Annotated in this window: 13 protein-coding genes; 3 read left to right on the top strand and 10 right to left on the bottom strand. The window is 64.6% G+C overall.

What is annotated here, in order from left to right; genetic code table 11:
- Positions 1-107: 107 nt before the first annotated feature.
- Positions 108-1124: a P1 family peptidase gene (locus AC1DHL_RS07065; RefSeq protein WP_478161540.1), complete on the top strand. Its 1017-nt coding sequence runs from the start codon at positions 108-110 to the stop codon at positions 1122-1124.
- Here AC1DHL_RS07065 and AC1DHL_RS07060 read toward each other — a convergent pair.
- On the bottom strand, positions 1094-1336 hold the full coding sequence (locus AC1DHL_RS07060; RefSeq protein WP_478161539.1) for a hypothetical protein: 243 nt from the start codon (positions 1334-1336) through the stop codon (positions 1094-1096). The two genes, AC1DHL_RS07065 and AC1DHL_RS07060, sit on opposite strands and share 31 nt — an antisense overlap.
- A gap of 192 nt (positions 1337-1528) precedes the next feature.
- Here AC1DHL_RS07060 and AC1DHL_RS07055 point away from each other — a divergent pair, with 192 nt between their 5' ends.
- Positions 1529-2905: a TAXI family TRAP transporter solute-binding subunit gene (locus AC1DHL_RS07055; protein WP_478097342.1), complete on the top strand. Its 1377-nt coding sequence runs from the start codon at positions 1529-1531 to the stop codon at positions 2903-2905.
- A 53-nt stretch (positions 2906-2958) separates the two neighbouring features.
- Here the strand turns inward: AC1DHL_RS07055 and ettA are convergent, their stop codons facing one another.
- Positions 2959-4620 carry an energy-dependent translational throttle protein EttA gene (ettA, locus tag AC1DHL_RS07050; RefSeq protein ID WP_478097344.1) on the bottom strand — a complete coding sequence of 554 codons (1662 nt, stop codon included), beginning with the start codon at positions 4618-4620 and terminating at the stop codon, positions 2959-2961.
- Between the two features lie 283 nt (positions 4621-4903).
- On the opposite strand from ettA, the gene AC1DHL_RS07045 reads away from it, so the two are divergent.
- Positions 4904-6703 carry a DEAD/DEAH box helicase gene (locus AC1DHL_RS07045; RefSeq protein ID WP_478161538.1) on the top strand — a complete coding sequence of 600 codons (1800 nt, stop codon included), beginning with the start codon at positions 4904-4906 and terminating at the stop codon, positions 6701-6703.
- 89 nt (positions 6704-6792) lie between these two features.
- Here the strand turns inward: AC1DHL_RS07045 and AC1DHL_RS07040 are convergent, their stop codons facing one another.
- The 8 genes from AC1DHL_RS07040 to AC1DHL_RS07005 form a co-directional block, all read right to left on the bottom strand.
- On the bottom strand, positions 6793-7863 hold the full coding sequence (locus AC1DHL_RS07040) for an ABC transporter ATP-binding protein (RefSeq protein ID WP_478097347.1): 1071 nt from the start codon (positions 7861-7863) through the stop codon (positions 6793-6795).
- A 14-nt stretch (positions 7864-7877) separates the two neighbouring features.
- A complete protein-coding gene (locus AC1DHL_RS07035; RefSeq protein WP_478097349.1) occupies positions 7878-8729 on the bottom strand; it encodes a carbohydrate ABC transporter permease in 852 nt (283 codons plus the stop codon).
- The gene (locus AC1DHL_RS07030; RefSeq protein ID WP_478097350.1) at positions 8726-9607 is read right to left on the bottom strand and encodes a carbohydrate ABC transporter permease; all 882 of its coding nucleotides are present in this window, start codon (positions 9605-9607) and stop codon (positions 8726-8728) included. The genes AC1DHL_RS07035 and AC1DHL_RS07030 overlap by 4 nt, the downstream gene beginning before the upstream one ends.
- 23 nt (positions 9608-9630) lie before the next feature.
- Positions 9631-11007, bottom strand: coding sequence for an ABC transporter substrate-binding protein (locus tag AC1DHL_RS07025; protein WP_478097352.1), 1377 nt, complete (start codon positions 11005-11007; stop codon positions 9631-9633).
- A gap of 96 nt (positions 11008-11103) precedes the next feature.
- Complete coding sequence (locus AC1DHL_RS07020; RefSeq protein ID WP_478161537.1) at positions 11104-11850, bottom strand: FadR/GntR family transcriptional regulator; 747 nt, start codon at positions 11848-11850, stop codon at positions 11104-11106.
- Positions 11851-11859: 9 nt separating this feature from the next.
- The gene (locus AC1DHL_RS07015; protein WP_478161536.1) at positions 11860-12828 is read right to left on the bottom strand and encodes a 2-hydroxyacid dehydrogenase; all 969 of its coding nucleotides are present in this window, start codon (positions 12826-12828) and stop codon (positions 11860-11862) included.
- 104 nt (positions 12829-12932) lie between these two features.
- On the bottom strand, positions 12933-14432 hold the full coding sequence (locus AC1DHL_RS07010) for an N-acyl-D-amino-acid deacylase family protein (protein WP_478097357.1): 1500 nt from the start codon (positions 14430-14432) through the stop codon (positions 12933-12935).
- Entirely contained in the window at positions 14432-15334 is a 903-nt protein-coding gene (locus AC1DHL_RS07005) for a MurR/RpiR family transcriptional regulator (RefSeq protein WP_478097359.1), read from the bottom strand. The genes AC1DHL_RS07010 and AC1DHL_RS07005 overlap by 1 nt, the downstream gene beginning before the upstream one ends.
- Between the last annotated feature and the right edge of the window lie 6 nt (positions 15335-15340).

Raw genomic sequence — 15340 nt, 5'->3', positions numbered from 1 at the left:
GGATAACGTTGTGGGTTGAAGAAGGACAGCCACCCTCAAAGCACCGCCCCATGCGGCTTGCCACTGCGTTGCCTGCCAAACAGGCAGCGAGCAACCATAATCGTCCGATGCGCGATTCCCCCTCCCCTTCGGCACCCCGCGCGGGCGCCATCACCGACGTTGCCGGCATCGAGGTCGGCCATTTCAGCGACCCGCGCCGCCCTACCGGCTGCACGGTCATTCTTGCCCGCGATGGCGCGGTCGCCGGCGTCGACGTGCGCGGCGCGGCGCCCGGCACCCGTGAGACGGATCTCCTTGCGCCCGGCAACTTCGTTCAACACATTCACGCGGTGATGCTCGCGGGCGGCAGCGCCTGGGGCCTCGCGGCCGCGGACGGCGCGATGCGCTGGCTCGAGGAGCGCGGCGTCGGACTCGACGTGCGCTACGGCACGCTGCCGCTCGTGCCGGCTGCCGTGCTGTTCGACCTGCCGGTCGGCGACGCAAGCATCCGGCCCGACGCGGCAGCCGGCTACGCGGCCTGCGAGGCGGCCTCGACCGCGACACCGGCCGAAGGCAATGTCGGGGCCGGCAGCGGCGCGCTCGTCGGCAAGCTGTTTGGCGTCCATCGAGCGATGAAGGGCGGCGTCGGCACTGCCTCGGTCACGGTCAACGGGGTGACCGTCGGCGCGCTGATTGCCTGCAATGCGCTCGGCGACGTGATCGACCCCGACACGGCGCATGTTGTCGCCGGCGCGCGCACCGAGGATGGCGCTTCATTGCTCGACACCCGCCGCGCCATCCTTCGCGGCGAACTCCCCAAGCCGCTGCTCGCGGGCACCAACACCACGCTGGGCGTGATCGCGACCGATGCCGTTCTCACCAAGGTTCAGGCCAACCGCCTGGCCACCGTCGCGCACGACGGGCTGGCTCGTTCGATCAATCCGGTCCATACCATGAGCGACGGCGACACCTTGTTCGCGCTCGCCACGGGGCGCGTCCCGCTGGAGGGTGACGCGCCGGGCATGACGGTATTGGGCACGATGGCGGCCGAAGTCGTTGCGCTGGCGACGGTGCGCGCCGTGCGGGCGGCGCAAACCGTCCGCATCGGCGAGCATTACTTTCCTTGCGCTGGGGACCTCGGTTGAACCAGCTTCCTCCAGCCGCCCGCGATGGCGAAGGCATAGACATGAACCACCGCGATCAGCAGCAAGGCGCCGACGCCCGCAAAGAGAAGCAGCTTCGCCGGTGAAATCAGCGGAAACAGGTCGTGCGCGGCGATGAGCAAGAGCAGCGAGATCCCAAGCACCGCCGTGAGGATCCTGCCCACGAATAGCAAACGAGTGTGGAGGTAGGTCATGGTCCGCGTATTGGACGCGCGGCTCGTTTCTCCATCAATCCTTCATTCGGATGAAGCGACGGCCTACATCTTCGGGCCAACGCCCCGTGCCACATGCTCAGCGAGCGCTTTGTAACCAGGATCGGCCTGAATCCAACTGAAAATGCCGCTGCCGCAAGCGCCTCGATCCAGAGTCCTCTCCCACGTCCACGCATGCCTCAAGCCATCCGACTCTTCCTCCTCTCCATCCGCGACCTGATCGCGTCCGCCGGTCCGGTCATCTTTCTCGTCGTCGGGTTGCTGGCCGCGGCGTACTGGTGGCTCCAGCCGCAACCGCCGAAGCAGGTGACATTGGCGACCGGACCCACAGGCAGCGCCTACGCCACATTCGGCAAGCGCTATGCAACAGCGCTCAAGGCCAACGGCATCGAAGTGGTGCTCAAGCCGACCGACGGCTCATTGGACAACCTGCAACTGCTTCGCAACGGCGAAGCCGATGTGGCCTTCGTCCGCGGCGGGAGCGCCGATCCCGTGAAGGACCAGGAGGCTGGACTGACCTCCCTGGGAAGCCTGTTCCTCGAGCCGCTCTGGTTCTTCTATCGCACCGACGCCGCGCGCAAGATCGATCACAAGACCGCGACATTGACCTCGCTCACGCAGTTCAAGGATCTGCGCATCAACGTCGACAAGGCCGGAAGCGGCGTGCCCGAGATCATGGACAGGATGTTTCGCGCCAACCACATGGACCCGGCCACGCTGGAGCTGTCGAACCTCGAGCAGACACCCGCCACCGAGGCGCTCCAGGCCGGCCTGCTCGACGTGATCGTGCTGGCCTCCGCGCCGCAGTCTCCACTGGTGCAGCGCCTGCTGCGCGCTCCCGACATCCAGTTGCTGGATTTCGCGCAGAGCGACGCGTATTCGCGGCGATTCGCTTTCCTGCAGCCCGTGACGCTGCCGCGCGGGGTGGTCGACCTGGCCGCCGATCTTCCTTCGCACGACGTGTCGCTGCTCGCCGCGACGACGTCGCTGCTGGCGCGCGAGGAGACGCATCCGGCCATCCGGCAGTTGTTCGCGCAGAGCGCGCAGACCTTGCACGGCGGCGCAGGATGGTTCAATCGCGCCCGCGACTTCCCGAATACGCGCACGAGCGAACTGCCGGTGAGCCCCGAAGGTGACCGCGCGATCAACGGCACGCCGCCGTTCTGGCAACGCTATCTCCCCTTCTGGGCGAGCAACCTCGTGGAACGGATGTGGCTGGTGCTGGGCGGCTTGCTGGTGTTGATGCTGCCCTTGAGCCGCATCGTGCCGCCGCTTTATCAGTTTCGCGTGCGGCGGCGCGTGTTCCGCTGGTATGCCCGGTTGCGCGACGTGGAAGCCAGGCTCGAATCGCACCGGGGCGACCCCGACGCGCTTCTCAAGGAACTCGATGACCTGGACCGGCGCGTCAACAAGGTGGCCGTGCCGCTGTCCTACGCCGACGAGCTCTACGCGCTGCGCAACAACATCTATGCGGTGCGCAAACGCATCTTGGCGCGCGCGCAGAACGATGAGGACGCGGGTGACGCGTACCCTGCGCCGGGGTCCGCCTGAGAAAAGGTAGCGAAGCTTCGGTGCCTTGCGGCACCGCCGATACTGGCGCTCTGTTACTTGAGCGCCTTGAAGCGCATCCGGTGCGGCTTGGCGCCTTCTTCGCCCAGTCGCTTCTTCTTGTCGGCTTCGTATTCCTGGTAGTTGCCGTTGAAGAAGGTCCACTGGCTGTCGCCTTCGGCCGCCAGGATGTGCGTCGCAATGCGGTCGAGGAACCAGCGGTCATGGCTGATCACCAGCACCGAGCCCGCGAATTCCAGCAGTGCATCTTCCAGCGCACGAAGCGTTTCAACGTCGAGGTCGTTCGACGGTTCGTCGAGCATCAGAACGTTGCCGCCCGCGATGAGCGTCTTGGCCAGGTGCAACCGTCCGCGTTCGCCGCCCGAAAGCGTACCGACCTTCTTCTGTTGATCCGCACCGTTGAAATTGAAGCGGCCTGCATACGCACGGCTCGCCATCTGGAACTTGCCGACGTTGATGATGTCGAGGCCGTTCGAGATGTCTTCCCATACTGTCTTCTCGTTGGCGAGCGCGTCACGGGTCTGGTCGACGAAAGCCATCTTGACCGTCTGGCCGACCACCACCTCGCCGCTGTCCGGCTTTTCCTTGCCGGCGATCAGCTTGAACAAGGTCGACTTGCCGGCACCGTTCGGGCCGATGATGCCGACGATCGCGCCCGCGGGCACTTCGAAGCTGAGATTGTCGATCAGCAGCCGGTCGCCGAAGGACTTGCTGACGTTCTTGAACTCGAACACCTGGTTGCCCAGACGCTCCGCCACGGGGATGAAGATTTCCTGCGTTTCGTTGCGCCGCTGGTATTCGTAGTCGCTCAGTTCCTCGAAGCGGGCCAGGCGGGACTTGCTCTTGGCCTGCCGCGCCTTGGGGTTCTGGCGCGACCATTCGAGTTCCTTCTTCAGGGCCTTGGCGTGGGCTTCTTCGCTCTTCTGCTCTTGCGCCAGACGTTCGCCCTTCTGCTCGAGCCAGGTGCTGTAGTTGCCCTTCCATGGAATGCCGCGGCCGCGGTCCAGTTCGAGAATCCACTCGGCGGCGTTGTCCAGGAAGTAGCGATCGTGGGTGATGGCCACCACGGTGCCCGGAAAGCGCTGCAGGAACACTTCCAGCCATTCGACGGACTCGGCATCCAGGTGGTTGGTCGGCTCGTCGAGCAGCAGCATGTCGGGCTTGCTCAGCAGCAGCCGGCACAGCGCGACACGGCGCTTCTCGCCGCCCGAAAGCACGCCGATGTTGGCGTCCCACGGCGGCAGTCGCAGCGCATCGGCGGCGATTTCCAACTGGTGCTCCGAATCCGTGCCGGCGGTGGCAATGATGGCTTCGAGCTCGGCCTGCTCGGCTGCGAGCGCGTCGAAATCGGCATCTTCCGCGCCGTAGGCCACGTACACCTCTTCGAGGCGTGCCTTGGCGGCGTAGACGGCGCCCATCGCGTCCTCGACCGATTCGCGCACGGTGTGCGCCGGGTTGAGCTTGGGTTCCTGTTCGAGGTAGCCGATGGTGAGACCCGGCATCGGCAGCGCCTCGCCCTCGATTTCCTTGTCGATGCCGGCCATGATCTTCAGCAGCGAGGACTTGCCCGAGCCGTTCAGGCCCAGGACGCCAATCTTGGCGCCGGGGAAAAACGAAAGCGAAATGTCCTTCAAGATCTGCCGCTTGGGCGGCACGGTCTTGCTGACCTTGTTCATGGTGTAGACGTACTGGGCCATCAGATTGCTTGCATTTCAGAGGGTGAGAGGGATTGCGCGTTCGCCCGGAAAGGGGTGCGCCGAACCGCCGATTATCGACTCATGCGACAATACCGTCTGTTGTCGGGTCCAGTTGCCCGCAACGCCGGCTCTCCGCCGGGGACGAAGAAGGCCATTTCCCTCGACAAGGGGCGGGCTTTCAGGCTCCCACCCCTGACCTTCATTCACCCTTACTGGCTCGACGTCAACGTGACGCCCGAGCGGGTGGATACCACTGCGCCGTGTAGGGCGCTTATTGAACTCAATGAACTTTGATGAACTGAAGCTGGCCCCGGCCATCTTGAAGGCCGTGCATGAGCAAGGCTACGAAAATCCCACGCCGATCCAGGCGCAGGCGATTCCCGCCGTCCTCGACGGCCATGACCTTCTGGGCGGCGCCCAGACCGGCACCGGCAAGACCGCTGCCTTCACCCTCCCCCTGCTGCACAAGCTCACGATGAGCCGCAGCGCCACCAACAAGTTCGGCGGTACCGGCGTTCGCGCCCTGGTGCTGACCCCCACGCGTGAACTCGCTGCCCAGGTCGAAGAATCCGTTCGCACCTACGGCAAGTACCTTCAGCTGAGTTCGACCGTGATCTTCGGCGGTGTGGGCATGAACCCGCAGATCGATCGCCTGAAGCGCGGCGTCGACATCCTGGTCGCCACGCCCGGCCGCCTGCTCGACCTGCAGCAGCAAGGCATGCTCGATCTCTCCACCGTGCAGATGCTGGTGCTCGACGAAGCCGACCGCATGCTGGACATGGGCTTCATCCACGACGTGAAGAAGATCCTCGCGCTGGTGCCCAAGGAAAAGCAGAGCCTGCTCTTCTCGGCCACCTTCAGCGACGAGATCCGCGACCTCGCGGCCACGCTGCTGAAGAATCCGCAGAGCATCCAGGTCACGCCGCGCAACACGACCGTCCAGCGCATCACCCAGGTGGTCCATCCCGTGGGCCGCGGCAAGAAGAAGGCGCTGCTCGCGCACATCATCAACGAGCACAACTGGAGCCAGGTGCTGGTGTTCACCCGCACCAAGTTCGGCGCCAACAGCGTGGCTGAATTCCTGACCAAGAACGGCATCCAGGCGATGGCGCTGCACGGCAACAAGAGCCAGAGCGCGCGTACGCAAGCACTCGCCGGCTTCAAGAGCGGCGACATCCGCGCGCTGGTCGCGACCGACATCGCCGCACGCGGCATCGACATCGACGAACTGCCGCACGTCGTCAACTACGAAATTCCGAACGTCAGCGAAGACTACGTCCACCGCATCGGCCGTACCGGCCGCGCGGGTGCGAGCGGCGAGGCGGTGAGCCTGGTCTGCCTGGACGAAGAAGGCTTCATGCAGGAGATTGAGCGCTTCACCAAGCAGCAGATTCCGGTCAAGACCATCGAAGGTTTCGGCCCTGAAGAAGGTGAGCGCGCCGAACCCATCGCGATGGGTCGGCAGACGATCTGGGGCGGCGCCGGCCGTCCGCCGAGCCGCGAAGTGATGCAGGCGGCTGCCAAGGCAGCCCGTCAGGAAATGATGCAGCGCATCCGCGAGAACAAGGCCGGCCAGGGCGAGCGCAGTGGCGGTGGCAACGGCGGCGGTAATGGCGGTGGCCAACGCCGCGGCGGCGGCAACGGCCAGGGCCAGGGCGCACAACCGAGCCGCAACGCGAATGGTGGCGGTCAAGGTGGACGCGGCCAAGGTGGCCGTGGGCAAGGTCCGGCACGCGGACCGCAAGGACCGGCGCGCGCGCCGCACCATGCACCGGTGCATCACCACCATCACGACCACCTACCGCACGAAGAGCGCCAGCCGCGTCATCATGGCAACAGCCATAGCCCGACGCAAGCCGATGCGGTCGCGCACCTGCGCGCCGAAGCGATCGCCGGTGCCGCGGGTCAGCCTGATCCGTTGCGCACCAGCGTCGACAGCCTCGGCGGCCGCGGCCGTCGTGGCGGCGGTGGCGGCTACGGCGGCAACCGTTCGGGCGGCGGTGGACGTTCGGGTGGCGGTGGCGGTCGCTCCGGCGGCGGCTACGGTGGTGGTGGCGGCGGTGGCCGCTCGTTCGGTCGCTGAGATCGACCATTCAACAGAAAAAGGGCGCTTCGGCGCCCTTTTTCATTGGCGCTACTTTTGCATCGCCAATGTGCGGTAGGCCGACGAACTCACCCCAACCGCTTCCCGCTCTCCCGATCAAACAGATGCACGCTCTCGCTGGCAATCATGAGCCCCACCATCTGATCAGGCTGCGCATCCACCCGCCCGTGCACCGCGAGCGTGATCTGCGCTTCCCCGACCTCGACCAGCAATTCCGTCTCCGCACCCGTCGGCTCGACCACGATGACCTTGGCCGGTACGCCGTTGGAGGCATCCGAGAGCGTCATGTCACCCGGCCGAACGCCGTAGTGCACGGCCTTGCCCTCTTCCGTCGCGGCACCGGCAGGCACCGGCCACATCGCGCCGTGCGCCTCGACGGTGCAGCGCCCGTTGTTGCGCCTCACAGTCCCTTCGATCACGTTCATCGCCGGTGAGCCGATGAACTGCGCGACGAACAGGTTGTCCGGGCGGTCATAGAGTTCGAGGGGCGTGCCGATCTGTTCGACCGCGCCGTCGTGCATGACGACGATGCGGTCGGCCATGGTCATGGCCTCGATCTGGTCGTGCGTGACATACACCGTCGTGGTCTTCAATCGCTGGTGCAGCGCCTTGATCTCGGCGCGCATCGCGACGCGCAGCTTCGCATCGAGATTCGACAAGGGTTCGTCGAAGAGAAAAACCTTGGGATCACGCACAATCGCGCGCCCCATCGCGACGCGTTGCCGCTGACCACCCGACAGCTCTCGCGGGTAGCGTCCCAGCAGCTTGTCCAGATTGAGGATCTTGGCAGCATCCGCGACGCGCTTCTCGGTCACGCCCTTGTCGGCGTTGCGCAGGCGCAGGCTGAAGCCCATGTTCTCGCCCACCGTCATGTGCGGATAGAGCGCATAGCTCTGGAACACCATCGCGATGTCGCGGTCCTTCGATTCGAGTTCGTTGACCACGCGGCCGTCGATCATGATCTCGCCGCCGGTGATGTCCTCCAGGCCCGCGAGCATGCGCAGCAGCGTCGACTTGCCGCAACCTGAAGGCCCGACCAGCACGACGAATTCGCCATCCTCGATCTCGAAGCCGAGCCGCTCGATGATCTGCGTCTTGCCGTAGGACTTCTGGACGTTCTGAAAAGTGACTGAAGCCATATCGTTGTCTTCCCTTAGCTCTTGACCGCGCCGGCGGTAATGCCGCCGACCATGTAGCGTTTGAAGGTGTAGTAGATCGCCGCAGGGGGCAACGCGTAGATCAAGCCAGTCGCCATGAGCAGTTCCCACGGCGAATCGTCGGCCGCGAGAAAATTGCCCAGCGCCACGGCGAGAGTGACTTGCGTATCGTTCGACAGCAGCAGGAAGGCATAGAGGTATTCGTTCCACGCCAACAGCAGCGCGTAGGTTCCGACCGCGACCAGCGAAGGCACCATGAGCGGCAGGTACACCAGCCGGAAAAGTTGCAGGGGCGATGCGCCGTCCATGCGCGCTGCTTCATCGAGTTCATAGGGCAGCTTGTCCGAAGCCTGCTTGAGCACCCAGATGCAGTACGGCGACGCGATGGTCACCATCGCGAGGATCAGTGACCACTGGCTGTTGAGCAGGCCGTAGTTGCCCATGGTCTTGTACATCGGCACTGCCAGGAAGGCTGCGGGGATGAAGTAGGTGAAGAGCGCCATGTTCATCACCGTGCGGCCGCCGCGCACGCGCAGCCGGCTGATCGCGAAAGCGGCCGTGGTCGCGACGAAGAGCGTGAGCAAGCCCACCGCCACCGCGATCAGCACCGAGTTGCCGAGTTGCACCCAGAAGTGATCGAGGTAGAAGTGCTTCTGGAAGAAAACCGTGTGAAAGTTGTCCAGCGTCGGCGACGTCGGCCACAGGCGCCCCGATGTCGCGGTGCCGCGCGGCGAGATCGCGAACAGCACCATGTGATAGACAGGGATGATCGTCCATAGCAGCACGGGAATGCCGATCAGCAGGAGCTTGGCCTCGGTGCCGACGGACTTCATGGTCCAGCGCTTCATTTCGAGAGCCTCTTCATCATGAAGTACACAAGAGGAAGTACGAGCGGCATCGCGACCACGATCGACGCCATCGACAGATCGACCTGGTCGAGGCGCAGGTAACGAATGCCGAGCGTGGCAAGAACGTGTGTGAGATCCGCAGGCCCCCCACCGGTCAGCAGATAGACGCTGTTGAAATCACCGAGCGTCCAGATCATCGACAGGATCAGCGACGTGACATAGAGCGTGCGCAGCGCCGGCCAGCTGATGAACTTGAACTTCTGCCACGAGCTCGCGCCGTCTACCGACGCAGCCTCGTACTGCTCCGTCGGGATGGAAAGCCGGCCGGCCACCAGGATCAGCGTCCAGAACGGCAGCGACTTCCAGATGTGCATCAGCATCGCAAGGCTGAGCGCCAGCGTCGGGTCGTTGAGCCAGTTCGGTCCGTCGAGACCCGTCAGGCGAAAGATGGTGGTATTGATCACGCCCCACTCCGGGTTGAGCATGAACCGCACCGAAAGAATGGTCGGGATCGACGGCACGGCCCACGGCAGGATGAAGATCCCCGAAAGGATCTTGATCCACCAGCGCGACTGCACGAAGAAGCCCGAGAGCACCAGGGCGACCACCATCTTCAGATTGATGGCGACGACCAGGAAGACGATGGTGTTGATGACCGATCGGAAGAAGATCGGGTCCGCCACCAGGTGCTCGTAGCTCTGCGGATGGCGTGCCAGCCAGAGGCCGTAGCACACCGGGTAGAGAACGAAGATCACGAACACCAGCAGATAGGGAACGACCATCAGGCGCCCCCAGAACTGCCAGCGTCCGGTCTTCGAGACAGGCGTTGCGGCGGCGCCAGCAGCAGTAGTCGCGATGCTTGTTGCAGTGGAACTCATGGCAACCGCCGATCAGGTTTGACTTAACGCGCGACCGTCTTGATGCGCTCGATCATCTCGTCGACCGCCTTGTCCACCGGCACCTTGTCGCTCACGACGCGGTTCATCGCCTTGGCCCACACGTTCTCGTTGTTGAGGATGGTGAACTTGTAGTTCTTCGTGAATTCGAAGGTCACCGTGCCGGCCGCGTACTGGTTGTACACGGACTTGCGATGCGAATCGGCCTGCCAGAACGGACTGGCCTGACCCGCCTTGGTCACGGGGAACCAGCGGCCGAGCGAGCCTTCGACATACGGCGTGAGGTTTTCTTCCTGCAGCAGGAAGGTCACGAACTCCTTGGCGCGCTGCTTGTTCTTGCCGTCCTTGAACACCACGCCCGTCTTCACCGCCGTGCGATAGACCATCTTGCTGCCGTCAGGCTTGTTGGGGAAGCCCGCCGTGCGGATGCGTTCGAAGTAGTTCTTCTTGGCTTCCTCGCGCTGCTCCGGCGTGAGCGACGCGTTGTTCGAATCGTCGAGCCACTTGGCGGGCAGCGAGATCGTCGCGTTGTGCGTCATGACCGTGGTCTTGTTGTGGAAGGCGACGTTGTTGTCCGGGTCCTTCCAGCTCGTGGACGACGGCGGCGTGCAGCCCTTCTGATAGGGCGCCACATAGTCGGTCAACGCGTTGATCAGGCCCGTACGCACGGCCGGATCGTCAACCAGCAGCTTGCCGCTGTCGTTGACCATCTTCACGTTGTAGGCGTCCGCGAAGGTCAGGAACGAGTAGAAAGAATCGCTCGAATCCACGCCCATCGGCATGCCGATGCCGAAGGTGCGCTTGCCGGTCTTCTGCCGGCTGGCGGGCTGGACCTTCTCGCACCAGAACGACCAGTAGTCCTTCCAGTTGGTCGGGATGTCCGACTCCTTGAAGCCCGCCTCGGCCAGCATGTCGATCCAGTAGTTGATGTGCATCGTCTGCTGCTTGATCGGGAAGGCGTAATAAGCCTTGGACTTCGTCTGGTCGTTGTAGAGGAAGGTCGTCTCGACCGTGTTGGGCGCGAAGCGGCTCACCATCGGCGAGATCACGCTGCTGATGTCTTCCAGCTTGCCGTCGAAGGCCCACTTGCCCGTGACCTGGAAGTCGTAGACGTCGGCATAGGCCACGTCCGGGGGGCTTCCCGAATCGAGCGCCGAGACGGTCTTCGGAATCATGTCCTGCACCGGGTATTGAGACAGCTCGACCTTGACGCCCTTGTGCTTCTCCTCGAACTTCTTGATGGCTGCGAAGAGCGCGTCGTCTTCCGCCTTGTAGAAGCCCTTGACCCACCAGACGGTGAGCTTCTCCTGCGCCGCCGCCTGGCCGGCGACCGTGAGGCCCATCGCCATCAGCGCGGGGATCATCAATGCCTTCAATTTCATGCTGCTGTCTCCTTCTTTTTGAACGGGATTGCTCGGTGCTCGAGCGAGGGTTGGGAAACGGAAAACGGAAAAACGGAAAAACGGAAAGCGTGCGCCTCAGGCGGTGGCCTTGAGTCGCGGGGGCGGTCGGCCGAGACGAGGCAGGCGCCGTCGCGAGCGAAGCACTTCCTCGATGTCCTCGCGCGCGCCGTCGATCAGCTTGGTGATGGCCCTTTCGGCACGTGCGGGGTTGTGGGCGATCACGGCGTCGAGCACGGCACGGTGCATCGGCAACGACATCGCCGGCCCATCCTTCTTGATCGTCGATATCTCGAAACTGGTGCGGAGCAGCGCATGCAGCGCCTTGCTCATCTGCGCGAGCATGCGATTGCGCGCGGCGCGCAGCAGGCCGTGATGAAAGCGCAGGTCGAAGGTGACATAGTCGCCGCCATGCTCCACGGCGTGCTTCATGCCCGCGTAGGCGATCTCGATTTCCTCGATGTCTTCCGGCGTCGCGCGCTCGGCCGCGAGACGCACCGCGGCGGGTTCGACGACGCGGCGCAGATCCTGGAGATCGCGCAGGAATTCGGGCGTGAGGCCCGCGCGGGCTTGCCAGGTGATGACGTCGGGGTCGAACCAGTTCCATTCGTCGTCGGGCAGCACGCGCGTGCCGACCTTGGGACCGGTCACGATCAGTCCCTTGGCCACCAGCGATTTCACTGCCTCGCGCACGACGGTGCGACTGACGCCGAACTCTTCGCAAAGCAGCGGCTCGGAAGGCATGGGTGCTCCGATCGCATATCGGCGGGAGACGATCGCCTCACCCAGCAAGTCCAATGTACGGCCGTGGGTGTTCTTGGTCATGCAGTGCCTTCAGGCGTCCACGGGTGTCAGCAGCGGCGCGCCGGCGAAGTGCGCGTGCAGGTTGTCGAACGTGAGCTTGCCCATGGCTTCGCGCGTCTGTTTCGTTCCGCTGCCGATGTGCGGTGTGAGCACCACGTTGGGCATGTTGCGCAAGGCTTCGGGCACGTTGGGTTCGTTCGCGAAAACGTCGAGCCCCGCTCCCGCGATGACACCGCTGCGCAGTGCCTCGATCAGCGCGGGCTCGTCGACCACGCTGCCGCGCGCCACATTGACCAGGTAGCCCTCGGGCCCCAATGCAGCAAGGACGCGCGCGTCGATCATGCCTCGCGTTCCTGCGCCACCCGGCGTGATCACGACCAGAAAATCAACTGCCGCGGCCAGCGAGACAGCGTCGGGATAGTAGGTGTAGTTGACGTTCGCGCGCGGCGACCTCGCGGTGTAGGCGATGCTCATCTTGAACGCGCTGGCGCGATGCGCGATCGCCTGCCCGATGCGACCCATGCCCACCACGCCGAGACGACCGCCCGTGACCTTGCGACTCAGGGAAATGGGTCCGGCAGGCCATTCATTCGCACGCACGAAGCGATCGGCCTGCGGAATTCGGCGCGCGACCGCGATCAGCAGCCCGATGGCGAGATCCGCCACGTCGTCGTTGAGGAACTCGGGCGTGTTGGTCACAGGCACGCCGCGCTCGTGGGCCGCGGCCACGTCCACGCCGTCATAGCCGACACCGAAAACCGAGATGACCTCGAGCGCCGGCAGTTGCGCGATCAGTTCACGCGGCACCTTGGCTTCGCCGTTGGCGACCACACCGCGTATACGCGGCGCGACGGTGGCGAAGGCTGCAGGGTCGCTGACGTGAATCCGGTCATGCACCGTGTAGTCACGCCGCAGGGCCTCCATGAGGAACGGCATCAAGGGCGCGACGACCAGCAACTCCGGGCGAGCAGTCTCGTTGGCGGCATTGGTCGCTGTCATGCGTTCGTCCCTCCAGCCTCTCGGCGTTGTCGATTCTTATCATATGATGATTGAAATCGACGCTCGGCAGGACAAACCCTGATGGGCGAAGTCAGGAAGCGGGGTCAGTTGGCGTCTGAAGGTGCCTTCGCGCGCACCACGAAGCGGCCGGCACGCGCACCGGTCGCGCGGCCCTCTGCCGTGTAGCTCAACACGCCGTTGACCCACACGCGTTCGATGCCTTCGCTGAACAGGCGCGGCTGCTCGAAGGTCGCACCATCCTTGACACGCAGCGGGTCGAACACCACCACGTCCGCCATGTAGCCGGCCTTCAGCAGGCCACGTTCGCCGATGCGAAAGCGCGCTGCGGACATGCCGGTCATCTTGTGGATCGCCTGCTCAAGCCGCAGCAGTCCCTTCTCGCGCCAATAGCTCGCCAGTACACGGGGGAATGCGCCCCACAGGCGAGGATGCGGCCGCTCGTCGTGCGGCAGGCCGTCGGACCCGATCATCGAGAGCGGGTGCGTGATCACGCGCTGCACGTCGTCCTCGCGCATCTGGAAGTAACAAGCATTGCCGGGCTTGAGCCGCACCGCCGCTTCTTGCTGAGAAATGTCCCACTGCGCGGCAATGTCTGCGAGATAGCGTCCGCCCATCTCGGGATGCGACTGGCTGCCGGTGATCAGCACGTCAATGATGCCGTCGACCAGGTCCTCGCGCAGCACCGTGGAGCCGGCGGTGTAGGGATACACGTCCATGCCGATCTCCTGGTTGCGGGCGAGTTGCTCGATGAGTGGCAGCGTCTCGCGCGTGCGTCCCCAGTTGTCCGGCCCCGCGCACTTGTGATGCGAGATGACGAGTGGCAAGCCGGACTGGCGTGCCGTCAGCGCAGCCTCCTGCAGTGCCGGAAGGATTCCGGCCAATTCATCGCGGATGTGCGTCGCGTACACGCCACCGTTGCGCGCCGCCACGCTGGCAACCGCCACCAGTTCATCGAGATCGGCCGCGTAGGCTTCTTCATAGAACACGCCCGACGAAAGCCCCAAGGCGCCCGCGTCCATCGCCTCCTGCATGCTCGCCGCCATCGCGGCCCGCTCCGACTCGTTGGCCGCGCGATCCAGCGACGCCATATGACGCATGCGCAGCGCGGTATGCCCCAGGAGTGCGGCAACATTGACGCCGGGGCGCGCGGCATTCACCGCATCGGCGTATGCATGCATCGTGCCGTGGCGGAACTGCTCGCGCCCCAGCAGCGACAGCGGCGCCAGCGGTTCGCCTGTGACCACCGGGGCGAGCGAAATTCCGCAGTTGCCGACGATCACGGTCGTCACGCCCTGCGACAGCTTGGGCAGCATGTCGGCCTTCTCGATGGCCGCGGCGTCGTCGTGCGTATGCACATCGATGAATCCCGGCGCGATGACCATGTTGCTGCAATCGATCTCTTCGACGACGACGCCCTGCGCGTGCAAGGCCGCGAGCAATTCGGGCGAGGTTTCTCCGGGGGGTGCAACCGACACGATGCGCTCGCCCGCCAGCAGCACATCGCCGAGCCACCCCGGGCCATCGCTGCCGTCGACGATCTTGCCGCCTTTGAGAAGCGTCGAATGGCCAATGTCTTGCGTCATCATTTCTCGTCGTTCAAGGTCTCGGTAGCGCCTGAATACTCGGCACTGTCGAAGCCGTGCTTGTGAAGAAGCTGCTTGAATTGCTGCAGACCATGCGTCGCGACCGGGCCGAGCTTCTGAGCGAGTCGCACCATCAGGATCTCGATCACCACGAGATGCGCAAGGTACGCCTCGGTGCCGACGCGCATCACCGCATCCTGCGGCACCGACACGGCGAGCACGAGATCGGCGATCTCGGCCAGTTGCGTATCGGGCTGCGTCAGCGCCACCACCGTTGCGCCCTGCGAGCGCGCGAAGCGCGCGGCCTCCAGCGTGTAGGGCATGCGCCCCACGTGCGAGATGACGAACGCCACCCCGTCAGGGCCCAAGGTGCTGGCAGAAACGAGTTGCTGGTGCGCGTCGAAGATCGCGTTGGAGGTGCACCCCAGGCGAAAGAGCCGGCTCTGCAGTTCGCTCGCCATGAAGGTGGACGCCGCGCCCACCGAATAACAGTCGATGCGCCGCGCGGCAGCCAGTCGTGTCGCGACCTGATCGAGCACCTCGACGTCGATGCGACGGCCGAGTTCGGTCAGCGAAGACACGGCCGCATGGATGATCTTGCTCGCGACATCGCTCGCGCTGTCTTCCGCCAGCACGCTGCGGTGCAGGTAAGAGCCGGTGACCGCAAGATCCTGTGCAAGCGCGAGCATGAACTCGCGCACCGACTCGAAGCCGAAGCTGCGGCAGGTTCGCACGATGGTCGGCATCGAGACACCGGCCTGCTGCGCGAGTTGCTCCACCGTTGCCGCCACCGCTGCGCGCGGATCTTCCAGCACGCACTGGACCACGCTGCGCTGTGCTGCGGGCAACTCGGCCATGCGTTCGCGCAGGCGCTGCAACAGATGGGCGGAAGGATTGTTCATTGCCAC

Source organism: Variovorax sp. 10L426 (assembly GCF_056395305.1).
This window is presented reverse-complemented; position numbering and strand designations above follow the sequence as displayed.